Annotated in this window: 29 protein-coding genes; 5 read left to right on the top strand and 24 right to left on the bottom strand. The window is 65.1% G+C overall.

Features of this window, described 5'->3' with window-relative positions; all coding sequences use genetic code 11:
* Nucleotides 1-30: 30 nt before the first annotated feature.
* On the bottom strand, nt 31-729 hold the full coding sequence (pyrF, locus tag BMZ43_RS14605; RefSeq protein WP_064307442.1) for an orotidine-5'-phosphate decarboxylase: 699 nt from the start codon (nt 727-729) through the stop codon (nt 31-33).
* 90 nt (nt 730-819) lie between these two features.
* On the bottom strand, nt 820-1,695 hold the full coding sequence (locus BMZ43_RS14600; protein WP_017641900.1) for a LysR family transcriptional regulator: 876 nt from the start codon (nt 1,693-1,695) through the stop codon (nt 820-822).
* Between the two features lie 82 nt (nt 1,696-1,777).
* On the opposite strand from BMZ43_RS14600, the gene BMZ43_RS14595 reads away from it, so the two are divergent.
* The gene (locus BMZ43_RS14595) at nt 1,778-2,233 is read left to right on the top strand and encodes a multidrug/biocide efflux PACE transporter (protein ID WP_068383818.1); all 456 of its coding nucleotides are present in this window, start codon (nt 1,778-1,780) and stop codon (nt 2,231-2,233) included.
* Between the two features lie 48 nt (nt 2,234-2,281).
* Nucleotides 2,282-2,449 carry a DUF2897 family protein gene (locus tag BMZ43_RS14590; protein WP_007160578.1) on the top strand — a complete coding sequence of 56 codons (168 nt, stop codon included), beginning with the start codon at nt 2,282-2,284 and terminating at the stop codon, nt 2,447-2,449.
* Nucleotides 2,450-2,509: 60 nt separating this feature from the next.
* On the opposite strand, the gene BMZ43_RS14585 is transcribed toward BMZ43_RS14590, so the two are convergent.
* The 5 genes from BMZ43_RS14585 to BMZ43_RS14565 form a co-directional block, all read right to left on the bottom strand.
* Nucleotides 2,510-3,619: a Gfo/Idh/MocA family protein gene (locus BMZ43_RS14585; RefSeq protein ID WP_093254576.1), complete on the bottom strand. Its 1,110-nt coding sequence runs from the start codon at nt 3,617-3,619 to the stop codon at nt 2,510-2,512.
* 113 nt (nt 3,620-3,732) lie between these two features.
* Nucleotides 3,733-4,260: a hypothetical protein gene (locus BMZ43_RS14580; protein ID WP_017641896.1), complete on the bottom strand. Its 528-nt coding sequence runs from the start codon at nt 4,258-4,260 to the stop codon at nt 3,733-3,735.
* Between the two features lie 105 nt (nt 4,261-4,365).
* Complete coding sequence (locus tag BMZ43_RS14575) at nt 4,366-5,799, bottom strand: aminotransferase-like domain-containing protein (RefSeq protein WP_017641895.1); 1,434 nt, start codon at nt 5,797-5,799, stop codon at nt 4,366-4,368.
* Between the two features lie 217 nt (nt 5,800-6,016).
* Entirely contained in the window at nt 6,017-6,946 is a 930-nt protein-coding gene (locus tag BMZ43_RS14570) for an electron transfer flavoprotein subunit alpha/FixB family protein (protein WP_068383813.1), read from the bottom strand.
* The gene (locus BMZ43_RS14565) at nt 6,946-7,698 is read right to left on the bottom strand and encodes an electron transfer flavoprotein subunit beta/FixA family protein (RefSeq protein ID WP_068383811.1); all 753 of its coding nucleotides are present in this window, start codon (nt 7,696-7,698) and stop codon (nt 6,946-6,948) included. Before BMZ43_RS14565 ends, BMZ43_RS14570 begins: the two co-directional genes overlap by 1 nt.
* A gap of 292 nt (nt 7,699-7,990) precedes the next feature.
* Between BMZ43_RS14565 and BMZ43_RS14560 the strand changes: the two genes are divergently transcribed.
* Complete coding sequence (locus tag BMZ43_RS14560; protein WP_064307439.1) at nt 7,991-9,640, top strand: electron transfer flavoprotein-ubiquinone oxidoreductase; 1,650 nt, start codon at nt 7,991-7,993, stop codon at nt 9,638-9,640.
* A 32-nt stretch (nt 9,641-9,672) separates the two neighbouring features.
* On the opposite strand, the gene BMZ43_RS14555 is transcribed toward BMZ43_RS14560, so the two are convergent.
* From BMZ43_RS14555 to BMZ43_RS14540, 4 genes are all read right to left on the bottom strand, one after another.
* On the bottom strand, nt 9,673-10,233 hold the full coding sequence (locus tag BMZ43_RS14555; RefSeq protein WP_068383810.1) for a DUF1285 domain-containing protein: 561 nt from the start codon (nt 10,231-10,233) through the stop codon (nt 9,673-9,675).
* Between the two features lie 11 nt (nt 10,234-10,244).
* The gene (locus BMZ43_RS14550; RefSeq protein ID WP_093254574.1) at nt 10,245-10,859 is read right to left on the bottom strand and encodes a DUF4823 domain-containing protein; all 615 of its coding nucleotides are present in this window, start codon (nt 10,857-10,859) and stop codon (nt 10,245-10,247) included.
* Between the two features lie 87 nt (nt 10,860-10,946).
* A complete protein-coding gene (locus BMZ43_RS14545; protein WP_017641889.1) occupies nt 10,947-11,915 on the bottom strand; it encodes a GTP 3',8-cyclase MoaA in 969 nt (322 codons plus the stop codon).
* 64 nt (nt 11,916-11,979) lie between these two features.
* Nucleotides 11,980-12,621 (bottom strand): TetR/AcrR family transcriptional regulator, encoded by a 642-nt coding sequence (locus BMZ43_RS14540; protein ID WP_007160588.1) that lies wholly within the window; start codon nt 12,619-12,621, stop codon nt 11,980-11,982.
* A gap of 171 nt (nt 12,622-12,792) precedes the next feature.
* Between BMZ43_RS14540 and BMZ43_RS14535 the strand changes: the two genes are divergently transcribed.
* On the top strand, nt 12,793-13,923 hold the full coding sequence (locus tag BMZ43_RS14535) for an aminotransferase class V-fold PLP-dependent enzyme (protein WP_068383808.1): 1,131 nt from the start codon (nt 12,793-12,795) through the stop codon (nt 13,921-13,923).
* A gap of 215 nt (nt 13,924-14,138) precedes the next feature.
* On the opposite strand, the gene BMZ43_RS14530 is transcribed toward BMZ43_RS14535, so the two are convergent.
* The 13 genes from BMZ43_RS14530 to BMZ43_RS14470 form a co-directional block, all read right to left on the bottom strand.
* Nucleotides 14,139-14,921 carry a TatD family hydrolase gene (locus tag BMZ43_RS14530; RefSeq protein ID WP_017641887.1) on the bottom strand — a complete coding sequence of 261 codons (783 nt, stop codon included), beginning with the start codon at nt 14,919-14,921 and terminating at the stop codon, nt 14,139-14,141.
* 54 nt (nt 14,922-14,975) lie between these two features.
* Nucleotides 14,976-15,332 (bottom strand): PilZ domain-containing protein, encoded by a 357-nt coding sequence (locus tag BMZ43_RS14525; protein WP_064307436.1) that lies wholly within the window; start codon nt 15,330-15,332, stop codon nt 14,976-14,978.
* A gap of 39 nt (nt 15,333-15,371) precedes the next feature.
* Nucleotides 15,372-16,355 carry a DNA polymerase III subunit delta' gene (locus tag BMZ43_RS14520; protein WP_093254571.1) on the bottom strand — a complete coding sequence of 328 codons (984 nt, stop codon included), beginning with the start codon at nt 16,353-16,355 and terminating at the stop codon, nt 15,372-15,374.
* Entirely contained in the window at nt 16,348-16,986 is a 639-nt protein-coding gene (tmk, locus tag BMZ43_RS14515; protein WP_017641884.1) for a dTMP kinase, read from the bottom strand. Before tmk ends, BMZ43_RS14520 begins: the two co-directional genes overlap by 8 nt.
* Complete coding sequence (mltG, locus tag BMZ43_RS14510) at nt 16,983-18,041, bottom strand: endolytic transglycosylase MltG (RefSeq protein WP_064307435.1); 1,059 nt, start codon at nt 18,039-18,041, stop codon at nt 16,983-16,985. The genes tmk and mltG overlap by 4 nt, the downstream gene beginning before the upstream one ends.
* A 3-nt stretch (nt 18,042-18,044) precedes the next feature.
* Entirely contained in the window at nt 18,045-18,857 is an 813-nt protein-coding gene (gene pabC / locus BMZ43_RS14505; protein ID WP_177329647.1) for an aminodeoxychorismate lyase, read from the bottom strand.
* Nucleotides 18,857-20,101: a beta-ketoacyl-ACP synthase II gene (fabF, locus tag BMZ43_RS14500; protein ID WP_068383802.1), complete on the bottom strand. Its 1,245-nt coding sequence runs from the start codon at nt 20,099-20,101 to the stop codon at nt 18,857-18,859. Before fabF ends, pabC begins: the two co-directional genes overlap by 1 nt.
* Nucleotides 20,102-20,238: 137 nt before the next feature.
* On the bottom strand, nt 20,239-20,475 hold the full coding sequence (acpP, locus tag BMZ43_RS14495) for an acyl carrier protein (RefSeq protein ID WP_007160597.1): 237 nt from the start codon (nt 20,473-20,475) through the stop codon (nt 20,239-20,241).
* Between the two features lie 167 nt (nt 20,476-20,642).
* Nucleotides 20,643-21,386, bottom strand: a complete 744-nt coding sequence (gene fabG, locus BMZ43_RS14490; protein WP_017641880.1) for a 3-oxoacyl-ACP reductase FabG — start codon at nt 21,384-21,386, stop codon at nt 20,643-20,645.
* Nucleotides 21,387-21,400: 14 nt separating this feature from the next.
* Nucleotides 21,401-22,336 carry an ACP S-malonyltransferase gene (gene fabD, locus BMZ43_RS14485; protein WP_017641879.1) on the bottom strand — a complete coding sequence of 312 codons (936 nt, stop codon included), beginning with the start codon at nt 22,334-22,336 and terminating at the stop codon, nt 21,401-21,403.
* A gap of 82 nt (nt 22,337-22,418) precedes the next feature.
* A complete protein-coding gene (plsX, locus tag BMZ43_RS14480; RefSeq protein WP_346342868.1) occupies nt 22,419-23,408 on the bottom strand; it encodes a phosphate acyltransferase PlsX in 990 nt (329 codons plus the stop codon).
* 6 nt (nt 23,409-23,414) lie between these two features.
* Complete coding sequence (rpmF, locus tag BMZ43_RS14475; protein ID WP_007160601.1) at nt 23,415-23,597, bottom strand: 50S ribosomal protein L32; 183 nt, start codon at nt 23,595-23,597, stop codon at nt 23,415-23,417.
* Between the two features lie 10 nt (nt 23,598-23,607).
* The gene (locus BMZ43_RS14470) at nt 23,608-24,135 is read right to left on the bottom strand and encodes a YceD family protein (RefSeq protein ID WP_081594602.1); all 528 of its coding nucleotides are present in this window, start codon (nt 24,133-24,135) and stop codon (nt 23,608-23,610) included.
* 99 nt (nt 24,136-24,234) lie between these two features.
* Between BMZ43_RS14470 and BMZ43_RS14465 the strand changes: the two genes are divergently transcribed.
* The gene (locus BMZ43_RS14465) at nt 24,235-24,813 is read left to right on the top strand and encodes a Maf family protein (protein ID WP_026083935.1); all 579 of its coding nucleotides are present in this window, start codon (nt 24,235-24,237) and stop codon (nt 24,811-24,813) included.
* Nucleotides 24,814-24,823: the final 10 nt, after the last annotated feature.

Below are 24,823 nucleotides of genomic sequence, written 5' to 3'. Positions count from 1 at the left end.
CTGGCGACCGCCGCGCTGGAGGTTTACCGCTTATTTCAGGGTGGCGAGGATGTCTTCCACGGCGCGCGCCGGATCGGCGGCACGGGCGATGGGTCGACCGATCACCAGGTAGTCGGAGCCGGCGTCCAGCGCCTCGCGTGGAGTCAGGATGCGGCGCTGGTCGTCCAGGGCGCTGCCGGCCGGGCGGATGCCGGGAGTGACCAGTTGCAGCGCCGGTTGCGCGGCCTTGAGCGCCGAGGCCTCCTGGGCCGAGCACACCAGGCCGTCCATTCCCGCGCGGGCGGCGAGGCCGGCCAGGCGCAAGACCTGCTCCTGGGGATCTACGTCCAGGCCGATGTCGGCCAGGTCCTCACGCTCCATGCTGGTCAGCACGGTGACACCGATCAGCAGCGGCTTTGGGCCCTGGAAGGCCTCCAGGGTCTCGCGACAGGCGGTCATCATGCGCAGGCCACCCGAGCAGTGGACATTGACCATCCAGACGCCCATTTCCGCCGCGGCCTTGACCGCCATGGCGGTGGTATTGGGAATGTCGTGGAATTTCAGGTCGAGAAATACTTCGAAGCCGCGCGTGCGCAGGGCTTCCACCACCCCGGCGGCGCTGGCGGTGAACAGCTCCTTGCCAACCTTGACCCGGCAGCTGGCGGGGTCGAGGCGGTCGGCCAGCGCCAGGGCGGCGGACGACGAAGGGAAATCCAGGGCGACGATGATAGGAGACGGGCAGGCGGACATGGGCGCTCTCGGCAAAACGGCAAAGGCCGGCATTTTCGCAGAAAAGCGCCGCGTCGGCACTTGGCCGCTGTCTGCATGCACTCCCCTCCTTCAACTTGGCTTGAGCAATCGCTCGCGCAGCCAGTTGCCCGCCGGACCCAGCGGCCGCCGCCGCGACCAGACCACGTCCACCGCCACCCGTTGCGGCCAGCCCGGCACGGCCAGCTCCACCAGGCGGCCCTGGCCGAAGGTCGTCACCAGCCACAGCGGCAACTCGGCCCAGCCGAAGCCCTGCACCGCCATGTCCAGTAGCAGCAGATAGTCCGGGGCCGACCAGCAGCGGCCACGGGTATCCGGCAGACGGCTGACCTGCTGGGAGGCCTCGGTCACGGTGCTCAGACGGAGCAACCGGTAGGGTGCCAGGTCAGCCGGTGTGACCCGCTCCAGCGCGGCCAGCGGATGATCGGCAGCGACATAGAGGCCAAAGGTCACCAGGCCATCCAGGGTCGCCGCTTCGATATCCGCCGGATAGGGTGGCTGACCCGCCAGCAGGCCCAAGTCCGCCCGCCCCTGTACCAAGTTGAGCACATCGGCGTCCTCAGCGATCAGGCATTCGAATTCGAGATCCGGATAGCGCTGGTCAAGCTCCGTCAGCAGCGCCTCATACCGGGTGGGCTGATAGGTATCGGAGATCACCAGGGTCAGGCGTGGCTCCACCCCGGCCGCCAGCTGGGTGGCGCGATTGGCCAGGCGATCGTGAGCCGACAGCACGGCGCGGGCCTGGTCGAGCAGTTGCTCGCCGGCCGCCGTGAGCAGGGGATAGCGGCCCTGGCGATCGAACAGCAGCACACCCAGTTCGTCTTCCAGCCGGGCAATGCTCTCGCTGATACTGGACTGGCGCTTGCCTAGCACCCGCGCTGCCGCACTGAAGGAGCCTGCCGCAGCGGCCTCGACGAAGGCCTCCAGAGCTTCGGCATTGGGATACATATCGGCTCAGCCTATGGATACCATTTTGATCTCCCTAGCTTAACCGATGAGACTGAAGGCCTGTCCATCGTGGAGGCATCTCATGTCCAGCCCGCTCACCCAGCGTCCCGTCAGCGCCCGCATCCTGCACGCCCTGCTGTTCGAGGGAATCGCGGTACTGCTTGCCACCCCAACCCTGGCCTGGCTGCTGGATCGGTCTCTGGGGCACATGGGCCTGCTAACCGCAGCCTTTTCCGCCATCGCCATGCTCTGGAACCTGGTGTTCAATCTGGGCTTCGATCGGCTGCAACAGCGCCTGGGCTTCACCCGTGGCCTGGGTGTACGGCTGCTGCACGCCCTCGGCTTCGAAGGTGGCTTGATCCTGGTGCTGGTGCCCCTGGCGGCCTGGTGGCTGTCCATCAGCCTGTGGCAGGCCCTGCTGCTGGACCTGGGACTGATCCTGTTCTTCCTGCCCTATACCTTGGCGTTCAACTGGCTCTACGACCTGGGTTATGCCGCCTGGCTGAAGCGTACGAACACGACTTGCCGGGCGCACTGATAAGCTCTCCCGTGGTCGAAGCCTTACAGCCACTCAAGGAGAAGAAAGATGCCCTGGTATGCCTGGTTGATCCTGCTGGTCGCCATAGGCTCGGTGGTCGGCAGCCTGCTCATGCTCAAGGACACGGCCCGCAAGGTGCCCTTGACCGACGAACAGAAAACCAAGATCCGGCAGCGCAATGCCGAGATGGATGCCAAGGAGGCCCAGGACCGCTAAGCGCACCCTGGCTCCCAGACAAGGCCCTGCCGCACCAGCGTGCCGCAAGGCCTTGCTTCGTCAGGATTCCAACGGCGCCTTGGTGTTGACGTACTCTGGCACCTGCGCCAGCGGCAGGCTGCGTACCTGCTCACGGGTCGGTCCCTGGCGTTTGGGTAGCGGGTCCAGGCGTTGCGGCTGACCGCTTTCCAGGGCGCGCTCGATGGCCGCCAGCACGCGCACGTCGCGCCAGCCCTCCTCCCCATCCATTTCCGGCTGCCGATCCTGCAGGATGCAATCGGAGAAATAGGCCGTCTCGCCGCCGAAGTGATCCACCACCGGCGCCTTGTGCTCCTGGGTTTCGCCCTCCACGGTCAGGCGGTAGCCAATGGCGACGCCCTCCCCGAATCCAAAGCACGGCGAGGCCTCGATCTCGCCCTTGCGGCCCACCAGCTGGAAACGCTCGGTATTGGGACCACTGAAGCTGACGGTAAAGCTCGCCAGCCGCTCTTCGGGGAAGCGCAGGGTCACGGCCACGGCATCCCAGGTCGTGACATCGCGCCCGGGTGTTTGCACGCCCACCGCACTGACTTCGATGGGTTCGTCGGCAAAGAGCGCCCGCACGGCATTGAGCGGATAGGGCCCCATGTCGGTGACCGGGCCGGCCCAGAAGCCGCTCTGCGCGCGGTGGTTGGCCGTATCGACCGGCTGGGTGAAGGTCGCGGTGAACAGGCGCGGATCGCCGATCTCGCCCTTGCGTACCCGCTCGATCATCTCCACCGTGCCCGGCTCACAGTGCAGGCGGTAGGCGATCATCAGCTTGGCTCCGGAGCGTTCTGCCGCGGCATTGATCGCCTGGCATTCTTCCTCGCTGATCGCCATGGGCTTTTCCAGCAGGACGTGAATGCCGGCGTCCAGCGCCGGTACGGCGAATTCCAGATGGCGGAAATTGGGCGTGGCCAAGTAAATGGCATCGATCTCGCCGGATGACAGCAGCGCCGGGAATTCTTCGTAGCTGTAGCTCTTGAGGCCGTACTTGGCGGCCAGGTCCCGCGCCTTGATGGGATCGCCGGTGACCAGGGCGGTCATCTCGGAATTGCCGGTCTGGCCGACCCCAGGCATGAAGGCGCCCTGGGAAATCCAGCCACCGCCTACTACCGCATAACGAATCTTGCCTGTCGCACTGGGCATGGAACGCTCCCGAATCCAGGCGGACGTTGTGTCCGCCACCTGAACTGTCGGCAAGCGTCGTGGCGAGTAAGTTCCGGACCGCTGTTCAACAACGGCAGGCCGCCCTCATCGGATTAACGGCGAAAGCGCAACTCGACTTCCGCGCCTTCGAAATCGTCGCTGCGATCCCGGCTGATCACTCGACCGCCCAGTTCGAAACGACCAGGGTCGTCCTCCTTGCGAAACAGCTGCGGCAGCAGACCTGCTTCGGCCACGCTGTTTTCAACCCGTTTGGCAGCCCCGGGATGCGATCTCAAGGCCTGAGGCGTATCGGCCTCACTGGGTACGCTGAGGTCGAGCGGATGGGCCGGCGTCGGCGTGGCCTTGGGCACGGCAGGTTTCTTGAGTTGACTGTTCTTGGCCAGGTCCCGCTTTTTCGGCGGCGGCGCAGGCAGCACCAAGGCCTTGGCCGGGAGCGGATCCAGCCGATACGCGCGCAGATCGGCGGCAGTGGCGGGTGGCGCTTTGCTCACCGGCGACTGGGCCATCGGCGCAGGCGTTGGTGCGGAAGAGGTCTTGGCCGTCGTTGGCGGCGAATCATTGTCGCAACCCACCAGCAGCAGGGGCACTGCCAGCGCCATCATCGCCAGGTATTCACGCATGGGCCCACCACTCAAGGCATCGCGCCTGGACCGGAGCGGCAGACGCGACAGGAGTCAGTCACTACAACCGACCCTCCTGCCCGGCGGCGGGTTCCGAGGGCGCCGCTAGGCGGCCAGGGTTTCCTGGCAGAGCTGACGGGCGAGCAGGCCCAGGGTCATCAGCGCCCGCTGGGCATCACGCCCCCAGGGCAGTCCGCAATTGAGGCGGATGCAGTGGTTGAATTGGTCGGTGTTGCTGAAGATCATGCCCGGGGCGATGCTCACCCCCTGATCCAGCGCCCGCTGGTGCAGCAGGCGGGTATCCACCCGCATCGGCAGGCTGACCCAAAGGATGAAGCCACCCTTGGGCCGACTCATCTGGGTACCCTCCGGGAAGTGCTCCTGGATCGCCAGCTGGAAGGCGGTCATGTTGCGCCGGTATTCCTGGCGAATGGCGCGCAGGTGGCGATCATAGCCACCGTTCTCCAGATAGGCCGAGACGCCCATCTGGGTCACGCTGCAAGCGGAATGGGTGGTAAAGGTCTGCAGCCGGCAGATGTCTTCCTGATAGGGTCCGGCCACCACCCAACCGATGCGCACCCCGGGTGAGAGGGTCTTGGAAAAGCTCGAGCAGTAGATGACGCGCCCCTGCTTGTCGAGAGCCTTGAGCGCCTTGGAGCCGCTCTCATAGGTCAGTTCGCCGTAGATGTCGTCCTCGACGATGGCGATGTTGCGCTCGGCCGCCAGCCTGAGCAGCTGCTTCTGCCGTGCCTCGGGCATGCTGCCACCTAGGGGATTGCTCAGGCGCGCGGTGACTACCAGGGCCTTGACCGGCCATTGGCTGGCCGCCAGTTGCAGCGCCTCGACGCTGAGCCCGGTCTCGGGGTCGCAGGGGATCTCGATCACCTTGAGACCGAGCACCTCGGCCAGTTGCAACAGGCCATAGTAGGACGGTGACTCGGTGGCGATCAGATCGCCCGGCTTGGTCAGCACCCGCAGCGACATCTGCAGGGCATCCACGCAGCCATGGGTGATCACCACCTCCTCCGGCCCCACCACCACCCCGGCGTCGCGCAGACGGATCGCCACCTGACGGCGCAGGGGCTCGAAGCCCGGACTGTGCAGATAGGAGAAAGCCGCACGGGCCTGGAAGCGGGTGACCTTGGACAGTTGCTGGTGCAGCGCCCGCAGCGGCAGGTAATCGGTCTGGGGCACGGCCATGCCCAGGGGCACCACCCCTTCGCGCCGGGATTCGGCGAGGACCTGGCTGATGATGCCGGCGCGGGTCACCAGGCTCGGTCGCTCCACCGTGGCGATATCCGGCGTCGGCGCGGTCAGCGCCGGGGTCTGGTGCACATAGAAGCCCGACTGCGGTCGAGCGCGGATCAGCCCCTGATCTTCCAGGGTGGCATAGGCCTGCAGGACGCTGGCGTGGCTCACGCCCAGCTGCTGACTCAACTTGCGCACCGACGGCACCCGCTCGCCGGGTTTGTAGACGCCCGTGCGGATATCGTTCGCCAATTGCTGGGCGATGCGCTGATAGAGCAACAGGTTGGTCATGGCGTCTTCCTGGACGAGAGCGGAACAGTAGCAGGCTATTCTGGAGGTATACCGGTACAGCTAGCCTCGACCTTAACGCTTCCCTTCCCGGGGCGGCAATGTCCAAAAACGACAAGGAACCGGCGTACCCCTCCATGACGCCTGAGGCTCTGCCGAGAGGCTTGCCGCGCCCATGAAAAAGCCCGCCAAAGGGCGGGCTCTTGGCTGACGCAAGGCCTCAGATGGCCTTTTCCAGCTCCGGGATCAATTCGAACAGATCGCCCACCAGGCCATAGTCGGCCACCTGGAAGATCGGCGCCTCCTCGTCCTTGTTGATGGCGACGATCACCTTGGAATCCTTCATGCCCGCCAGGTGCTGGATGGCACCGGAGATGCCGACGGCGATGTACAGCTGCGGCGCGACGATCTTGCCGGTCTGACCGACCTGCATGTCGTTGGGCACGAAGCCGGCGTCCACCGCGGCGCGCGAGGCACCTACCGCCGCGCCCAGCTTGTCGGCCAGGGCGTAGAGGATCTTGAAGTTGTCGCCGTTCTGCAGACCGCGGCCACCGGAGACCACCACCTTGGCGGCGCCCAGCTCGGGACGATCGGACTTGGCCAGCTCTTCGCCGACGAAGCTGGAAATGCCAGCGTCCTTGACCAGGCTCACGGCTTCGATGGCGGCGGAACCACCTTCGGCGGCGACCGGGTCGAAACCGGTGGCGCGCACGGTGATCACCTTGACCGGGGCCGTGGAGCGCACGGTGGCGATGGCGTTACCGGCATAGATCGGCCGCTTGAAGGTGTCGGCGGATTCGACGGCGATGATCTCAGAGATCTGGTCGACGTCCAGCAGCGCGGCCACGCGCGGCAGGAAGTTCTTGCCATTGGTGCTGGCGGCGGCCAGCACGTGGCTGTAGTTGGCGGCCAGCTCGACCACCAGCGGCGCGACGTTTTCCGGCAGCTGATGGGCATAGGCGGCGTTGTCGGCCAGGAGCACCTTGCTGACGCCAGCGATCTTGGCGGCGGCCTCGGCGACCGGCTGGGCATTCTGGCCGGCGACTAGTACATGGATATCGCCGCCGATGGCCTGGGCCGCGGCCACGGTATTCAGGGTGGCGCCAAAGAGGTTGGCGTTGTCGTGGTCGGCAATGACGAGAATGGCCATCAGATCACCTTCGCTTCGTTCTTGAGTTTTTCGACCAGTTCGGCCACGGACTTGACCTTGATGCCCGCCTGACGGCCTGCCGGCGCTTCTACCTTGACCACCTCGTAGGAGGCGTTCACCGCCACGCCCAGGGCGTCCGGGGCCAGGGTTTCCAGCGGCTTCTTCTTGGCCTTCATGATGTTGGGCAGCGAGGCGTAGCGCGGCTCGTTCAGGCGCAGGTCGGTGGTCACCACCGCCGGCAGCTTGAGCGATACCGTCTGCAGACCGCCATCGATCTCGCGGGTCACGTTGAGGCCGTCACCCGCCTGCTCCACCTTGGAGGCGAAGGTGCCCTGGGCGAAGCCGGTCAGGGCGGCCAGCATCTGGCCGGTCTGGTTGTTGTCGCTGTCGATGGCCTGTTTGCCAAGGATCACCAGCTGCGGCTGTTCCTTGTCGACCACCGCCTTGAGCAGCTTGGCCGTGGTGAGCGACGACAGCTCGGCGGTACCGGTGTCGATCAGCACGGCGCGATCGGCGCCCAGTGCCAGGGCGGTACGCAGTTGTTCCTGCGCCTGGGCGGGACCCGCGGTCACCACCACGATCTCGCTGGCGATACCCTTTTCCTTCAGGCGCACCGCTTCTTCCACGGCGATCTCGCAGAAGGGGTTCATGGACATCTTGACGTTGGCCAGGTCGACACCGCTCTGGTCGGCCTTGACGCGGACCTTGACGTTGTAGTCCACCACGCGTTTGACAGCTACGAGAACCTTCATGAATCCCTCGATTTATTCTGGTGAATAAACAGGACGCCAAGGCGGCCTTACGTTGGACACGACCCCTGCCGATCCAACCTTGTTGCAAATCTTTCCTATGTTGACCTCCACGGCAGCAGGGGTCAACGCGACAGTCCGTCAGGGGCCAGTAACTCCCGAGTCTAACAGGCTTGCAGAAAATTTAAACAAACGTTTGAATGGGTGTCAGGGAGCACGCCGGATATAATGAAGTCTTTTGTTGCACCCCTACATAAATAACCAGATCGTGAGTTTTGCCTGAGGAGAGTGAGCGGTGGAACGCGAATACATGGAATTCGACGTGGTGATCGTCGGGGCCGGCCCCGCGGGCCTGTCCGCGGCCTGTCGCCTCAAGCAGCAGGCGGCCGAGCAGGGCCAGGAGATCAGCGTCTGCGTGGTCGAGAAAGGCTCCGAGGTCGGTGCCCATATCCTCTCCGGCGCCGTCTTCGAGCCCCGTGCCCTGGACGAGCTCTTTCCCAACTGGAAGGAGCTGGGCGCGCCGCTCAACACCCCGGTCAAGCGTGACGACATCTATCTGCTCAAGGACGATCGTCAGGCGACCAAGGTGCCGAATTTCTTCGTGCCCAAGCCCATGCACAACGAGGGCAACTACATCATTTCCCTGGGCAACCTGTGCCGCTGGCTCGGCCAGCAGGCCGAAGCCCTGGGCGTGGAGATCTATCCGGGCTTCGCCGCCCAGGAACCGCTGATCGATGACCAGGGCGTGGTGCGCGGCATCATCACCGGTGACCTGGGCGTGGATCGCGAAGGCCAGCCCAAGGAGGGGGTCTACACCCCCGGCATGGAGCTGCGCGGCAAGTACACCCTGTTCGCCGAAGGCTGCCGTGGCCATCTGGGCAAGCAGCTGGGCCAGAAATTCAAGCTTGGCGAAGGTGCCGATCCGCAGCACTACGGCATCGGCATCAAGGAGCTGTGGGAGATCGATCCGGCCAAGCACGAGCAGGGCCTGGTGATCCATACCTCCGGCTGGCCGTTGGACAAGGAGAATCCGGGTGGTTCCTTCCTCTATCACCTGGAAGACAACCAGGTGGTGGTTGGTCTGATCGTCGACCTGGCCTACAGCAATCCGCACCTCTCGCCCTACGACGAATTCCAGCGCTACAAGCACCACCCGGTGGTGGCCCAGTACCTGGAAGGCGGCAAGCGCGTCTCCTATGGCGCCCGTGCCCTGGTCAAGGGTGGCCTGAATTCCCTGCCGAAGATGGTCTTTCCCGGTGGCGCCCTGATCGGTTGCGACCTGGGCACCCTCAACCCGGCCAAGATCAAGGGCAGCCACACCGCCATGAAGTCCGGCATGCTCGCCGCCGACGCCATCGTCGCCGCCCTGGCGGCCGGTCGCGAGGGTGACGAACTCCAGGGTTACGTGGATGGCTTCAAGGGCAGCTGGGTGCAGGAAGAACTCCATGCCAGCCGCAACTTCGGTCCGGCCATGCACAAGTTCGGTCCGCTGCTGGGCCCGGCCTTCGCCTTCGTCGAGCACAACCTGCTGGGTGGCGCCCTGCCCTTCACCCTGCACGACCGGCGCATGGACCACACCTGCCTGAAGAAGGCCGACGAGGCGCCACGCATCAGCTATCCCAAGCCGGATGGCAAGCTGAGCTTCGACAAGCTGTCCTCGGTGTTCCTCTCCAACACCAACCACGAGGAAGACCAGCCGGTTCACCTGAAGCTCAAGGACCCGTCGATTCCCATCGCGCAGAATCTGCCGTTGTACGACGAACCGGCGCAGCGCTATTGCCCGGCCGGGGTCTACGAGGTGGTCCGCGATGGCGGCGAGCCGCGCTTCCAGATCAATGCCCAGAACTGCGTCCACTGCAAGACCTGCGACATCAAGGATCCGGCGCAGAACATCACCTGGGTGGCGCCGGAAGGCAGCGGTGGTCCCAACTACCCCAACATGTAAGCGTAAAAAAAGGGCCCTTCGGGGCCCTTTCTCTATTCAGCGGGCGCGACGGGAAAGAAGCTGCCGCGACTCCAGAGGCCGAGCCAGGCCCGGCCCTCGTGGGTGCCCTCCTCGACCTTCTCCATCAACCGGTAGAACACCGCCCGATTGAGCCGCGCGTCCAGCCCGCCACGCACCCGTACATAGGGTGCCGGCTGGTCATCCTGTTCTTCGAAGCGCAGCGGATGCTCGGCAGCGACGGCGACCCTGTCGCCCACGTTGGTGACCAGATCCAGGGCCTGCGCCTTGCCACTGCCACTCCACTCGACGTCCACGGCCAGGAAGGGCACGTCTTCCACCTGGATGCCCACGCATTCCACGGGCGTCACCAGTACATAGCGCTCGGGATCGCGACGCAGGATGGTAGAGAACAGGCGCACCATGGCCGGGCGGGTGATGGGCGTACCCTGGTGGTACCATGTCCCATCACGGGCGATGCGCATGTCGATGTCGCCACAGAAGGGCGGATGCCAGAGGTCCACGGGCGGCAGACTGCCCTCTTCGCCCGTCGGCAGTTGCGCCAACAGGTTGCGCGTCACATCGGCCTGGCTCACGTCTTTTTCCTCTAGCGACTGCCCAACCCTAGCAGGCGTTGGGCGTATTGATTGAGCGCTGGTCCGAGCAGGTCTTCCGGGCGCTCGTCATAGAACGTCAGGAAACCGCCACGACTACGGATCCGCGCGGTGTCCACCAAGCGAAAGGTGGCGGTCTCCACCAGCATCATCTGCACGACGCTGCGATCGCGACCGACCCGCCCGATATCGTCCTGATCTTCCCACTCCTCCCAGGTGCCGATGCGATCGTCTGCGCCGGCGAAGCGGGTATAGAGCACATAGTGGGCGCCCAGTTGCCGGGCCTTGGCCATGGCTTCATCGAAGCCCTCGGGCTTGTCCGCGCGCCTTACCCGCGGGAAAAACTCCACGAAGCCCTTGAAGGCCTCTTCGGCTACCACGTTGGGTCGAGCATAAGGATGGCCGATGGGTACGAAGGCGCCCTGGGCTATGTAGATATAGGAGTCGGCCTGCAAGCGAAAGTTGTTCAGCCGCTGGGTCTTGCTGTAGTCGAGCAGCCCCGCGTCGCGCAGGTGGTACTCGACACCGGACGCCATGTCGCTGACGTTCATGCAGCCACCCAGGCAGGCCAGCAGCACGGAAATGAAGAGAAAACGCAGTTTGACCATGAAAAGCAGACCCCTGTCCGGCGCCAAGTTGTCGTCGATACAGGGGCCTTAGCAGCTTTCGCGCCAGCTCCAGGCGCAACGGGTGAATCAGCCGCCGATGATCTTCATGACGGTCACGCCGCCCGAGAAGGCCACATCCTGCTTGTCGCCCAAGGCCTTGACCAGCAACCGCTGCAACGCCGGCAGGGCCAGATGACGCGGCTTGTCCAGCAGATCGCCGACATAGTGGCGGTTGCTCGACGACAGGCAGCCATGCAGCCAGCCGGTGGACGACAGGCGCAGCCGCGAGCAGGTCCGGCAGAAGGGCACGCTTTCATTGGCGATGATGCCGAAGTGACCGCCCGACTCGACGCGATAGCGCAGCGCGGTGGAATCCACCGGTGCATCGGCCTGCACATAGGCATGGCGCGAACCGATGATCTCCAGCAATTCGGCAAGGGGCACCAGCTGGTTATTGAAGGTCGCGGGATTCTTGGCCAGGTGCCCCATGCGCATCAGCTCGATGAATCTGAGCTCGAAACCGCGCTCCAGGCAGTAGTCCAGCAACGGTAGCACCTGGTCGAGATTCTGGCCACGCAGGGGCACCATGTTGAGCTTGATCTTGAGTCCGGCAGCACGCGCCGCTTCGAGTCCGGCCAGCACCGTGGCCAGGTCACCACCGCGCGCCAGACGGGGAAAGGCCTCGGCGTCGAGGGTATCGAGCGAGACGTTGAGGCGCCGGATGCCGTGATCGATGAGGAAGTCCAGCTTGCGTGGCAGCAGCTGACCATTGGTGGTCAGGCTAATGTCCTTGAGACCGAGCTGGGAGACACGGGCGAGAAAGGGCTCCAGCCGCGGCGTGACCAGGGGTTCGCCCCCGGTGATGCGCAGCCGTTCGATGCCGGCGGCATCGATGAGGTATTCCACGCCCCGGGCCATGGTCTCGGCACTGAGTTCGTCCTGCGCCGCTACGAGCCGCTTGCCGTTGGGCACGCAGTACGTACAGGCATAGTTGCAGGCCGCCGTGAGGCTGATCCGCAAGTTGCGAAACGCCCTACCCTGGCGGTCGACGATCATCTTGGGGTACTCCACTAGAACAAGAGAAAAGGGATGATGCGGCATCCCTTGCCTCTATCGGACCCTAGGATCGGACAGGCGTTTCGACGTCTCGCTTGCGCCGGTTGCCCATGCGCACGCCGATCTCCATGAGGAACTGGAAGAAACCTTCCTGATCCTCCAGCACGTCGCGCCAGAACGGCGAATGGTAAAGGGCCACGGCCCCGTGCACCAGCGCCCAGGCGGCGCAGTAATGGAAATAGGGCGGGACGTCCTCGAGCTTGCCTTCGTCGATCCGACCTTCGATCAGGCTGGTCAGCCGCTGGAAATTGGAGGTGCGGATGCTGTGCAGCTGCTCGACCAGTTCGGGCACCTGACGCGTCTTGACCACCTTTTCCTCGAGTCGATCGAACAGGCGATAGCGCTGCGGATCGCTCATGCGGAATTCGAAATAGGCGCGGGAGAGCGCTTCGCGATCCCGGGCGACGTTGTCCGACTGGAACAGCTCGGCCAGGTCCCGCTCGTAATCCAGCATCAGGCGCAGATAGATCTCGGCCTTGGAATTGAAGTGCTTGTAGATGGTGCCTTTGCCGATACCGACCGCCTCGGCGATCATCTCGACGGTAACGCTGTCTTCTCCTTCGGAGAGAAACAATTGCAGAGCGGTATCGAGGATTTCCTGTTCGCGGCGACGGAACTCGCGGACTTTGCGGGATTCTTTCTGCATGGCAGCCCACTTGTTGTTTTGAAAAGGGATAGGGCCTTCGAATCGCCAGTTGCCCCTCGGCATACCGGCACTTCGTCACACCTTGGGCGAGCTCCACCGAAAGCATCGGTGAACCGCACGGGCGCGCCCCTTATTATGCCCCATCACACCCAGATTGTACGGATCGAGTCAATGTCTTCCTGGAAGCACGAATTCCCTCAGGCCTACGCCATGAGATACCTCAACCACGCGGCCGTGGCCCCGTGGCCCAAGCGCGCCGCGCAGGCCGTCACCGAATTCGCCGCCGAGAACTGCCAGTATGGTGCGCGCAACTATCCGACCTGGCTGGTCCTGGAGCAGCGCCTACGTGATCGCCTGACCCGCCTGCTCAATGCGCCTTCCAGTAGTGACATCGCCCTGGTGAAGAACACCTCCGAGGCCCTCTCCTTCGTGGCCTTTGGCCTGGACTGGCAGAGTGGCGACCAGGTGGTGATCAGCGACGAGGAGTTCCCCTCCAATCGGGTGGTCTGGGAAGCCCTGGCACGCTTTGGCGTCGAGGTGGTGGAAGTCAGCCTGGGTGACACCCCCGAGGCCAATCTGCTGGCGGCCTGCGGTCCGCGCACCCGACTCATGGCCATCAGCGCCGTGCAGTACGCCAGCGGCCTGCGCCTGGACTTGCCCCAGCTGGGCCAGGGCTGCGAGGCCAAGGGCGTGCTGCTGTGCGTCGATGCCATCCAGCAACTGGGCGCCCTGCCCTTCGATGCCCAGGCCTGCAACTGCGCCTTCGCCATGGCCGACGGCCACAAGTGGATGCTCGGCCCGGAAGGCCTGGGGGTGTTCTACTGCCGCGCCGATCTGCGCGAGCAATTGAAACTGCACGAGTACGGCTGGCACATGCTGGACAACGCCGGCGACTACAGCCAGCGCGAATGGCAACCGGCCAAGACGGCGATGCGCTTCGAGTGCGGCAGCCCCAACATGCTGGGTGCCGTAGCCCTGGAGGCGAGTCTGTCACTGCTGGAAGATGCCGGCATGGAGCAGGTCGGCAAGGACTTGCTGGCGCGGATCGAGCTGCTCGACAGCTATATCCGTCGCCTGCCCGGCGCGATCCTGCATTCGCCGGTCAATGCCGAGCGCCGCTCAGGCATCCTCACCTTCTCGCTCGAAGGCTGGGACAACCGCCAACTGTTCGAACGCCTCAAGACCGCCGACGTGGTCTGCGCCCAGCGAGGTCCGGGCATTCGCCTATCGCCGCACTTCTATACCAGCGAGCACGTGCTGGAGCAGACCCTGGATCTGGTGGGCGCGCTGGCGCGCTTCTAATGGTCGAAAGGCACGGGATAGCCAGTGTTGGGGCAGCGCTATTCCAAAACTGTTTAAAAAACGTCCAATCCCGACTGGACCTTTCCCCGCGCTGGCCAATACTCAAGTGACTGGCCGCGTCGACCCCCGCGGCGCGGGCCAGGGAGGCGGTTCTCTGTCTTGGCGATCCGCTGGTCCGGCCCGGGTATCCCAGGATACCCGGGCCATTTTTTTGCCTAGAGGGCAGCGCGGGGAAACAGCCGGCGGAAGTTGGCGGTGGTCTGCTCGGCAAGGGTTGCCAAGCTCACCCCTCGCACGTCGGCCAGGCATTGGGCGACCTCCACCACGAATTGCGGCAGATTGGCCTTGCCGCGGTGAGGTACCGGGGCCAGATAGGGCGAATCGGTTTCCACCAGCAGGCGATCGGCCGGCACCTGGCGCGCGACGTCGCGCAGCTCGGCGGCATTGCGAAAGGTCAGGATGCCGGAAAAGGAGATGTAGAAGCCCAGGTCCAGAGCGGCCTTGGCCGTTGCCCAGTCCTCGGTGAAGCAGTGCAGCACCCCGGCGCCCGGCAAGTCGGCGGCGCCCAGCATCGCCAGGGTGTCGGCGCGCGCTTCCCGGGTATGGATCACCAGGGGCAGCGCCGTGCGGCGGGCTGCTTCGAGGTGCAGGGCGAAGGACTGCTGCTGGATCTCGGCGGTGTCGGGCTGGTAGTGATAGTCGAGGCCGGTCTCGCCGATGGCGGCGACGCGCGGATGGGCCAGCCGCTCCAGCAGCCAGTCGAGATCGATGGCGCTGCCCTGGGCGGCATCCAGCGGGTGAATGCCCACCGCGCAGTGGACATCGGCATAGCGTTCGGCCAGGGCCTGCACCGTGGGCGCGTTGCCGGCATCGACGCCGATGCAGAGGAACTGGCTGACGCCCCGAGCGCGCGCAGCATCCAGCGCTGCATCCAGGGAGCCGTCATGAAGGGAAAGATCGAGTCGATCCAGGTGACAGTGGGAGTCGACGAAGTGCACGAGAAATAGCCTTGAATCAGGAGAGGCCCCGCCCCGAGCGGGACGGCGACAGTCTCACATGGTATGGGTGGGACGGTCCGACTTCAGCGAGCCGGCCAGATAGGTTTCGATCTTGTTGCGCGCGGTATTGTCGCCTTCGTTGAACTGCACGCCGACTCCGGCGGCTTTATTGCCCTGGGCGCCCTTAGGGGTGATCCAAACCACCTTGCCGGCAACCGGAATCTTGTCCGGCTCGTCCATCAGGTTGAGCAGCATGAAGACCTCGTCGCCGAGCTTGTAGGTCTTGCCCGTGGGAATGAACAGGCCACCGTTGCGGATGAAGGGCATGTAGGCGGCATAGAGCACCGACTTGTCCTTGATGGTGAGGGACAGGATGCCATTACGGGGGCCCAGGTTCTGCGGCAAACTCATGAGATTCTCTCGAGACAGGCAAGACGAACGCGCGGATCGCTAGCGTCCTGGCACCAGGCCGGCCCAGCGGATCAACAGCGATTCCAGCAACAATACGCGGTTGAGGTTGGCTTTGCCCAGCACCTTCTGCCGCTCGGCATGCAGCCATTCCTGCAGGGCCAGCACCTCGTGCGGCACGCTCTTCTCAGCCAGGTAACCCAGCACCTTGGCCATGTCCGGCGCGGCTTCGGCATCGGCGCCGCCCCACTGCTGACGCAGCACGCCATGGGTCCATTCGCAGAACCAGTCGAGCAGCAGCGGCAGGGGTACGGCGTTCCAGCTCTCGGCCAGTTGACTGGGTGCTGCCTGGCGCTTGAGCAGGCGCTTCACCCCTTCCACCACCAGGGCCCGGCGGGCGAGCACGTCCTCGCCGTGCAGGCGCAGGGCCGCCAGCGGCGAGCCGCCGGCCAGCACCAGCAACTGGATGCGGATCTCCGCCTCGAGGTCCGGCAGACGCTCGCCCAGCCAGGCGAGACTTTCGCCCCGCGAGGGCACCGGACAGGCCTGCTGCACGCAGCGGCTGCGCACGGTGGGCAGCAGGCGACTCGGCTGGTGACTCACCAGCAGCAGCACCGTTGCGCCCGAGGGCTCCTCCAGACTCTTGAGCAGGGCGTTGGCGGCATTGAGGTTCATCGCCTCGACCGGCTCCAGGAGGATCAGCTTGCGCCCACCCAACTGGGCGGTCTGGGAGACGAAGTCCACCAGGCCGCGGATCTGATCGACACGGATGGGCTTCTCGGCCTCTTCCGGCTGGATCACACAATAATCGGGGTGCGTACCTGCCCTCAGGAGCGAGCACGCCTTGCACTGGCCGCAGGCGGCATCGCCCTGGGGCGCCTGGCAGAGCAGCAACGCGGCCAGGCGCTCGGCCAGGTCGCGCTTGCCGATGCCGCGGGGACCATGCAGGAGATAGGCATGAGCATGCTGCCGCCGGGACGAGATCCGCGCCCAGAGCGCCTGCTGCCAGGGATAGACGTCAGCCACCTGACGTCGGCTCCAGGGTGGCGACCAGGGCGCGCAGCTCCGCCTGTACCTCGGCCAGGCTGCGCGAGGCATCGATCAGGCGATAACGCGCTGGCACGGCCTGGGCGCGGTCCAGATAGGTCTGGCGCACCGCTTCGAAAAAGGCGCGCTGCTCCTGCTCGAATCTGTCCAGGGCACCACGGCGGGCCGCCCGGGCCAGGCCGATCTCCACCGGCAGATCGAATACCAGGGTCAGGTCGGGTTGCAGATCGCCCAGCACGAAGGCTTCCAGCGTGGCGATGCGCTCCACGGGGACACCGCGACCACCGCCCTGGTAGGCATAGGTCGCATCGACGAAGCGATCGCAGAGTACCAGGGCACCCCGCGCCAGGGCGGGCCGGACGACCTGGGCCAGATGCTGGGCACGGGCGGCGAACATCAGCAGCAATTCGGTATCCACGGCCATGGGCTCGGCGGCCGGCGCCAGCAGGATCTCGCGGATGCGCTCGGCCAGCGGCGTGCCACCCGGCTCGCGGGTCAGCACCACTTCACGCCCACTGGCGCCGAGGAGTTCGGCGAGATAGTCGCGGTTGGTGCTCTTGCCCGCGCCCTCGGGGCCTTCGAGGGTGATGAACAGGCCGTTTGCCGTCATGGGGTTTCCTTGGTTTCGGGCGTCTGCGGAGCGGGACTGGAGCGATAGTCGGAGCGCCGCTTGAGCTGGAAGTCGCGGACCGCCTGATTGTGCGCCTCCAGGTCCTTGGAAAAGACATGGCTGCCATCGCCACGGGCGACGAAATACAGGCTGTCGCCATCCTTGGGATGCAGCGCCGCATGGATGGCTTCGCGTCCCGGCATGGCGATCGGCGTCGGCGGCAATCCCGCGTTGAGATAGGTGTTGTAGGGCGAGGGCTCGCGCAGATCGGCGCGGGTGATCCGGCCGTTGTAGCGCTCGCCCATGCCGTAGATCACCGTGGGATCGGTCTGCAGCAGCATGCCGGCCGCCAGGCGCCGGACGAAGACGCCGGCGATCTCGTCGCGCTCCTCGGGCACGCCGGTCTCCTTCTCTACCAGCGACGCCATGATCAGGGCCTGGTAGGCGTCCTTGTAGGGCACTGCGGGATCGCGCGCCTGCCATTCCTGGTCGAGCACCGCCTGCAGGCGCTGATTGGCCTGGCGCAACAGATCCGACTCGCGCTGGCCCTTCACATAGCGATAGGTATCGGGAAAGAAGCGCCCCTCGGGATGCTGGCCCTCCAGCCCCAGGCGTTTCATCAGGGCGGCATCGTCCAGCTCGGCGGTATCGTGTTCGAGCTTGGGCTGCCGCGCCAGGGCAGCGCGCACCTGCCGGAAATTCCAGCCTTCCACCAGGGTGAGGCCGTACTGCACCACCTCGCCCTTGCGCCAGAGGCCGAACAGCTGCTCCACGGTCATGCCTGGGGTCAGGCGGTATTCACCGCTATGCAGCGTCTGCCCGGCCAGATTGAAGCGCCAGTACAGGCGTAGCCAGAAGGCGCCGTCGAGCACCCCCTGCTCTTCCAGGCGCAGCAGACTGCCGCCTGGGGTCGCCCCCTTGGGGATCTCGATCAGTTGCTCGCCGTCGACCTTCAGCGGCTGAATCAGCGCCTGGTGCTGGCGCCAACCGGCCAGGACCAGCAGCAGGCCGCCAGTGGCCAGCAGCGCCGTAAGCAGAGCTCTCGCCTTGCGCATCGGCTATTCCAGAATCTCGTTTATCGAACCTTGCAGTTTACGGGTCACCGGTCCCACGGACCAGTTCGCGGCTGCGTACCGGCGCACGGGCCAGATACCATATTGGCTGTTGCAGAGGAAAACTTCGTCGGCACCGAGCAGGTCATCCCGCGACAGCGATAGCACCTCGGTCGGGATGCCCTCCGCGGCGGCGATGTCGAGCAGCAGGCCACGCATCACGCCGGCCACGCCACAATCATCGAGCGCGGGGGTCAGCAGCCGCCCCGCGCGAACCAGGAACAGATTGCTGAATACCCCTTCGATCGGCCTGCCGTCCTGAGCCAGCATCAGGCCTTCGGCATACTCGGTGCTACTCCACTCCCCACGCGCCAGCACCTGTTCGAGTCGATTCAGGTGCTTGAGTCCGGCCAGCAGCGGCTGGTGCGCCAGGCGTGTGGTGCATGGATAGAGGGCGATGCCCTCGGTGGCATGGACTGCCGGATAGGCCGGTGCCGGGGAGCCCAGCAACAGCCGTCGCACCTCGGGCTCGGCCGGCGGGGCATAACCGCGCAGGCCATCACCACGGGTGAGCAGCAGCTTGGCGACGCCCTCTCCCAGCAGCGTCGCATAGGCGCGGATCTCGGCGTCCAGCTGCGCGATGTCGCCGGGAATACGCAGCCGCTGGCAACCCGTGGCCAGCCGCTGCAGGTGACGGTCCAACAGACGTGGCTGGCCCCGGCGTACCGCGATGGTCTCGAACAGCCCATCGCCATAGGCCAGACCCCGGTCGCGTTGCAGGCCGGGATCCAGCGGTTGGCCATTGAGCCAGTCCTGGATCAAGCGTCGAAGCGCCGGAACACCAGACTACCGTTGGTGCCACCAAAGCCGAACGAATTGGACAGGGCCACTTCGATGGGCCGCTGCCGCGCCTCGTGGGGCACGAAGTCCAGATCGCAGCCGTCGCTGGGATGGTCCAGGTTGATGGTGGGCGGCGCCACCTGATCGCGCAGGGCGAGTACCGTGAAGATGGCCTCCACCGCACCGGCAGCACCCAGCAGGTGACCGGTCATGGACTTGGTGGAACTCACGCTCAGACGCTTGGCCTGCTCACCGAACACCTGCTTCAAGGCAGCCACCTCAGCCAGGTCGCCGGCTGGCGTGGAGGTGCCATGGGCGTTGACGTAGTCGACCGCTTCCGGCGCGATGCCGGCGTCCTTGAGGGTCGCTCTCATGCAGCGCGCGGCACCCGCGCCGTCTTCCGGCGGTGCGGTCATGTGGAAGGCGTCCGCGCTCATGCCGAAACCAATCAGCTCGGCATAGATGCGGGCGCCCCGCGCCTTGGCGTGCTCGTACTCTTCCAGCACCAGGGCGCCGGCGCCATCGGACAGCACGAAGCCATCACGGTCGCGATCCCAGGGCCGGCTGGCGCGGGTCGGATCGTCGTTGCGGGTCGACAGGGCACGCGCCGCGCCGAAGCCACCCAGCCCCAGACCCGAGGTCGCCATCTCCGAACCACCGGCGACCATGACATCGGCCTCGTCGTAGGCGATGTTGCGCGCCGCCATGCCGATGCAATGCGTCGCCGTGGTGCAGGCGGTGGCGATGGCATAGTTGGGACCCTGCAGACCCAGATGGATCGACAGGAAACCGGACACCATGTTGATGATGGAGCCCGGGACGAAAAAGGGGGAAATACGGCGTGGACCCTGGGCGAGCAGCGACTGGCAATTCGCCTCGATATTGGTCAGTCCGCCGATGCCGGAACCCATGGCGACACCCATGCGCTCGCGATTGCCATCGTTGACCTCGATACTGCTGTCACGCATGGCCTGGAAGCTGGCAGCGAGACCGTATTGGATGAACAGATCCAGCTTGCGGGCTTCCTTCGCGGACAGGTACTGCTCCACGTCGAATCCCTTGACCGATCCGCCGATCCGCGTGCTGAAGGCAGAGACGTCCATATGCTCGATCGGCGCGATACCGCTGCGACCGGCCAGGATGCCTTCCCAGCTGCTCGCCACATCGGCGCCAAGCGGCGATACCATGCCCATACCCGTGATCACGACACGTCTACGCGACACACCCAACTCCTCTTGTCCTTCCGGGGCGGCCACCCCTCTTAAAAAAAGCCGATTCCAGCGATCTTGACCTTGGACCTAAAGAAAAGCCGCACGCCCTACAGGACGTGCGGCTTCTTGTGTCCGAAACTGGCGACTACTTATTGCTGGTGAGCAACGATGTAGTCGATAGCTTCCTGGACGGTGGTGATCTTCTCAGCCTGCTCGTCCGGGATTTCGGTCTCGAATTCCTCTTCCAGAGCCATCACCAGTTCGACGGTGTCAAGGGAGTCGGCGCCCAGATCCTCGACGAAGGAAGCGCTGTTGGTAACTTCCTCTTCCTTCACGCCGAGCTGCTCAGCGACGATCTTCTTAACGCGTTCTTCGATGGTGCTCATACCGTGTTCTCACTCCTAAAGGAAAAATCCGCACAACGGATTGCGCGTAAGTGTATAGAAAGGGATTTCCGTATTTCAAGCTGACGCGACATCAAGACGTATGCACGGCCATTGCTGGTCCGACAGTTTACCAGCTTAGCGCAATAGCCGCGCGGGGGTAACGCCGGTCAGCTCATGTACATTCCGCCGTTCACGGGGATCGTGGCGCCGGTCACATAGGCCGCGCCCTCGCCGGCCAGGAAGCCGACCACCTTGGCGATCTCGTCGGCCTGGCCGAGGCGGCCGGCCGGGATCTGGGTCAGCAGCGCGGTGCGCTGGGCTTCCGGCAGTTCACGGGTCATGTCGGTGTCGATGAAGCCAGGCGCAACGGCGTTGACGGTGATGTTGCGCGAACCCACCTCGCGAGCCAGCGCCCGGGTGAAGCCCTCGAGACCGGCCTTGGCGGCGGCGTAGTTGGCTTGGCCGGCATTGCCCATGGCTCCCACCACCGAGCCGATGCTGACGATGCGACCCCAGCGCCCCTTGGTCATGCCCTTGAGCACAGCCTTGGACAGGCGGAACAGGCTGTTGAGGTTGGTATCGATCACGTCGAACCACTCGTCGTCCTTCATCCGCAGCATCAGGTTGTCGCGGGTGATGCCGGCGTTGTTGACCAGGATCGACGGGGCGCCGAATTGTGCCTGGACCTGCTCGAGGGCAGCCGCGACGGAGGCGTTGTCGGAGACGTTGAGCACCAGACCGGTGCCTTCGATACCGTTGGCCTTGAGCGACTCGGCGATGCGCTGGGCGCCCGCCTCACTGGTCGCGGTGCCGATCACAGTGGCGCCCAGGCGGCCCAGTTCCAGGGCGATGGCTTGACCGATACCACGGGTGGCGCCCGTGACCAGGGCGACCTTACCTTGCAGACTCATCTCGTTTCCTCGATTCAAAAAGCCGCGCGCGCGGCGGCGAAGGCGTCGGGGGTGTCCAGGGCCAGCGTTTCCACGCCCTTGACGCATCTCTTGTTCAGACCGGCCAGCACCTTTCCGGGGCCGCACTCCACCAGGTGGGTGACGCCCTGGGCAGCCAGGTACTGCACGGATTCGACCCAGCGCACCGGACTGTAGAGCTGGGCCAGCAGATCCTGCTGGAGGCTGTCCAGGTCGGTGTTGACGCCGGCATTGACGTTTTGCACCACCGGAATCTCCGGCTGGCTCCAGGTGCAGCCGCGTACGTCCTCGGCGAACCGCTCGGCCGCCGGGCGCATCAGCTCGCAGTGGGACGGCACGCTGACCGGCAGGGCCACGGCGCGCTTGGCACCCAGCGCCTTGCAAGCCTCGATGGCGCGCGCTACCGCGGCGGCGGCACCGGCGATCACCACCTGACCCGGGGCATTGAAATTGACGGCGCTCACGACCTCGCCCTGGGCGGCTTCGGCACAGGCGGCCAGCACCTGGGCATCTTCCAGACCCAGGATGGCGGCCATGCCACCCTGCCCGGCCGGCACGGCCTGCTGCATCAGCTCACCGCGACGCGCCACCAGGCGTACCGCCTCGGCGAACGGCAGGCTGCCCGCGGCAACCAGCGCCGAGTACTCGCCCAGGCTGTGACCGGCGACATAGGCCGGCTTGGTGCCGCCTTCGGCCAGCCACAGACGCCACAACGCGATGGAGGCGGTCAGGATGGCGGGCTGGGTACGGTCGGTCTGGTTGAGCGACTCCTGGGGGCCCTGCTGGGTCAGCGCCCAGAGGTCGTAGCCGAGGACGGCGGAGGCTTCGGCGAAGGTTTCGCCGATCAGCGCATGGTGCGTGGCCAACTCACCCAGCATGCCCAGGGCCTGGGAACCCTGACCGGGAAAGACGAAAGCGAGAGAGGCGGACATAGGCAGGTCTCTTGTAGGTCCATTGCTGGCGAAACCGCGATTCCGCCACTGACAGACTGAGATGTCGGTGTCGACCGGTCGGTCACACCGCTTTCAGAGCCGCCAAGTTTAACCGGATACGGCCAGGCAGATCAGTCTCCACGTCGCGCAGAGCGCGCTCGATGGCCTGAACGAGACCGACTTCGCCTGCCGCGCCATGGCTCTTCACCACCACCGCGTTCAAGCCGAGAAAGCTCGCGCCATTGTGCAGCTCCGGATTCCAATGACGGAAACGGCGGGCCAGCCAGGGTTGCAGCAACCGACGTTCGAGCCAGGAGGCCGTGCCACTGCGCTCGACCAACAGGCGCAGCAGCGCCTCGCCGGACTTGAGCACGGCGTTGCCGGTGAAGCCATCGCAGACCACCACGTCGGCTGCGGCGGCATAGAGATCGCTGCCTTCGACGAAGCCGATGAAATCGAAGGCCTGACTCTGAGCGAGGCGCCGGGCGGCGTCCTGGATCACTGGCGTGCCCTTGCCCGGTTCGCGCCCGACGTTCAGTAGCGCGACCCTTGGCCGCACCAGACCCCGCGCCTGGGCCGCCCCCGCGCCCAGATAGGCGAACTGCACCAGCTGTTCGGCCGAGGTGTCGAGGTTGGCGCCGAGATCCAGCAGCAGCGTCTGATGCCTGTCCCGCCCGGGCAGCGCCGATACCATGGCGGGTCGATCGATGTCCGGCAGCGTCCCGAGCAGCTGTCGCGCGAGCGCCATCCAGGCCCCGGTATTGCCGGCACTCAGGCAGCCCTGGGCACGCCCCTGCTGGACCGCTTCGAGGGCGGCATGCATGGAGGTCCGGGTGCGACTTCGTACCACAGCAGCGGGTCGCTCATCGGGCCCGACGAGGGCATCGACGTATTCGAACTGCAGGCGGTTGGCGAGGGAGGCAGGCGGTGACCAGGCCGACAGGGCGTCGCGCTGACCACAGAGGAGAAGCTGTAAGGCGGGGAAACGCTCGAGAGCGTCGAGTGCAGCAGGAACAATGCAGCGGGGACCGAAGTCCCCGCCCATTGCATCGATCGCGATGACGATTTCGATCGAGGATTACTCGTCGGAACCCTTGTCGATCACTTTGCGACCGCGGTAGAAACCGTCGGGCGACACGTGGTGGCGCAGGTGAACTTCACCGGTGCTCTTTTCCACGGACAGAGCGTTCGCTTCGAGGGCGTCGTGCGAACGACGCATGTCGCGAGCGGAACGGGATTTTTTGTTCTGCTGAACAGCCATGATTTAACTCCTAAACGTTTGGGTCACGCTTCAACTGCGCAAGTACACTGAACGGGTTGGGTCGCTTTTCCTCGTCCGCCGGCTCTTCGGGCGCCTCGAAACCTTCCGGATGTTGGCAAGCACCTTCCGGATGCACAGGGATGATCGGCAGAGCGAGCAACAGCTCTTCTTCGATCAGGCTATGCAGATCCAGGGGTTCTTCACCAACCTCCAGGGCATCGTAACCCTGTGGCAAGGCATCGGCCGACTTCCCTTCCCAGAGCACGGCGAAATCGAATTCGCTGCTAATGGGAAGCACTGCCGGCTCCAGACAACGCTGGCAAATCATCTCGACCGCGGTATCCAGGACACCATGGATGACGAATTGCTTTTGTTGATCACGCCCGAAGTCGAGGACGACGGCTACCGCGCCTTCGGACTTCACGAGCTGCTCGCCGACACGCCGCATGTTCGCGAGAGGCAGCTCACCCTTGAGGGTTACGCCGCGATCCGCCAATTTGCGAGGATCGACCTGAGGTGGAATTGGCCCATTCAACATAAGCGCGCCATTATAGGGACGGCCTTACGGCTGTCAAAGGAAATTAACCCCGAAGCGATTCCGACCGACCTCTGGTCGACCGCGCCCGAGAACAAACCGATGCCTCTCATTCTACTCGCTTCCAGCTCACCTTACCGCCGCCAATTGCTGGAAAGGTTGCACCTGCCCTTCGCCCACCAGTCGCCGGACATCGACGAGACGCCGCTACCCGGCGAAAGCCCCCGGGCGCTGGTGGAGCGACTGGCGCGGGCCAAGGCTGCCGCCCTGGCCGACCAGCCCGCGCCCACGCTCATCATCGGCTCGGATCAGGCAACCGCCATTGATGGCGAGATTCTCGGCAAGCCCTTGACGCATGAACGGGCCCACCAGCAACTGGCCCGCGCCAGTGGCCAGACGCTGGTATTCCATACCGGACTCGCCCTGCTGGACAGTCGCACCGGCGAGTGCCGTAGCGAGGTGGTGGATTTCCAGGTGCGCTTTCGCCCGCTCGACGCGGCGACGATCGACCGCTACCTGTTGGCGGAACAGCCCTATGACTGCGCCGGCAGCTTCAAGGCCGAGGGCCTCGGCATCGCGCTCTTCGACGCCATGCAGGGAGAGGATCCGACCAGTCTGATCGGCCTCCCCCTCATTCGGCTCGCCGCGCTGCTGCGCGAGGCAGGACTGCAGGTCCCCTGAGACCTGCTGG

Origin of the sequence: Pseudomonas sp. Snoq117.2 (assembly GCF_900110545.1) — a bacterium.
Taxonomy (GTDB): Bacteria; Pseudomonadota; Gammaproteobacteria; order Pseudomonadales; family Pseudomonadaceae; genus Chryseomonas; species Chryseomonas benzopyrenica.
This window is presented reverse-complemented; position numbering and strand designations above follow the sequence as displayed.

Excerpts from the sequence above, each read along its gene's own strand:
- BMZ43_RS14600 (WP_017641900.1), bottom strand. The coding sequence starts at position 1,695 with ATGTATCCCAATGCCGAAGCTCTGGAGGCCTTCGTCGAGGCCGCTGCG.
- BMZ43_RS14470 (WP_081594602.1), bottom strand. The coding sequence starts at position 24,135 with ATGTTGAATGGGCCAATTCCACCTCAGGTCGATCCTCGCAAATTGGCG.
- BMZ43_RS14525 (WP_064307436.1), bottom strand. The coding sequence starts at position 15,332 with ATGAGTTTGCCGCAGAACCTGGGCCCCCGTAATGGCATCCTGTCCCTC.
- BMZ43_RS14545 (WP_017641889.1), bottom strand. The coding sequence starts at position 11,915 with ATGATCGTCGACCGCCAGGGTAGGGCGTTTCGCAACTTGCGGATCAGC.
- BMZ43_RS14465 (WP_026083935.1), top strand. The coding sequence starts at position 24,235 with ATGCCTCTCATTCTACTCGCTTCCAGCTCACCTTACCGCCGCCAATTG.
- acpP (WP_007160597.1), bottom strand. The coding sequence starts at position 20,475 with ATGAGCACCATCGAAGAACGCGTTAAGAAGATCGTCGCTGAGCAGCTC.
- BMZ43_RS14585 (WP_093254576.1), bottom strand. The coding sequence starts at position 3,619 with ATGCCCAGTGCGACAGGCAAGATTCGTTATGCGGTAGTAGGCGGTGGC.
- mltG (WP_064307435.1), bottom strand. The coding sequence starts at position 18,041 with ATGCGCAAGGCGAGAGCTCTGCTTACGGCGCTGCTGGCCACTGGCGGC.
- BMZ43_RS14570 (WP_068383813.1), bottom strand. The coding sequence starts at position 6,946 with ATGGCCATTCTCGTCATTGCCGACCACGACAACGCCAACCTCTTTGGC.
- tmk (WP_017641884.1), bottom strand. The coding sequence starts at position 16,986 with ATGACGGCAAACGGCCTGTTCATCACCCTCGAAGGCCCCGAGGGCGCG.
- BMZ43_RS14535 (WP_068383808.1), top strand. The coding sequence starts at position 12,793 with ATGTCTTCCTGGAAGCACGAATTCCCTCAGGCCTACGCCATGAGATAC.
- BMZ43_RS14540 (WP_007160588.1), bottom strand. The coding sequence starts at position 12,621 with ATGCAGAAAGAATCCCGCAAAGTCCGCGAGTTCCGTCGCCGCGAACAG.
- BMZ43_RS14595 (WP_068383818.1), top strand. The coding sequence starts at position 1,778 with ATGTCCAGCCCGCTCACCCAGCGTCCCGTCAGCGCCCGCATCCTGCAC.
- BMZ43_RS14590 (WP_007160578.1), top strand. The coding sequence starts at position 2,282 with ATGCCCTGGTATGCCTGGTTGATCCTGCTGGTCGCCATAGGCTCGGTG.
- fabD (WP_017641879.1), bottom strand. The coding sequence starts at position 22,336 with ATGTCCGCCTCTCTCGCTTTCGTCTTTCCCGGTCAGGGTTCCCAGGCC.
- BMZ43_RS14565 (WP_068383811.1), bottom strand. The coding sequence starts at position 7,698 with ATGAAGGTTCTCGTAGCTGTCAAACGCGTGGTGGACTACAACGTCAAG.
- BMZ43_RS14575 (WP_017641895.1), bottom strand. The coding sequence starts at position 5,799 with ATGACCAACCTGTTGCTCTATCAGCGCATCGCCCAGCAATTGGCGAAC.
- BMZ43_RS14550 (WP_093254574.1), bottom strand. The coding sequence starts at position 10,859 with ATGGTCAAACTGCGTTTTCTCTTCATTTCCGTGCTGCTGGCCTGCCTG.
- pyrF (WP_064307442.1), bottom strand. The coding sequence starts at position 729 with ATGTCCGCCTGCCCGTCTCCTATCATCGTCGCCCTGGATTTCCCTTCG.
- fabG (WP_017641880.1), bottom strand. The coding sequence starts at position 21,386 with ATGAGTCTGCAAGGTAAGGTCGCCCTGGTCACGGGCGCCACCCGTGGT.
- BMZ43_RS14580 (WP_017641896.1), bottom strand. The coding sequence starts at position 4,260 with ATGCGTGAATACCTGGCGATGATGGCGCTGGCAGTGCCCCTGCTGCTG.
- rpmF (WP_007160601.1), bottom strand. The coding sequence starts at position 23,597 with ATGGCTGTTCAGCAGAACAAAAAATCCCGTTCCGCTCGCGACATGCGT.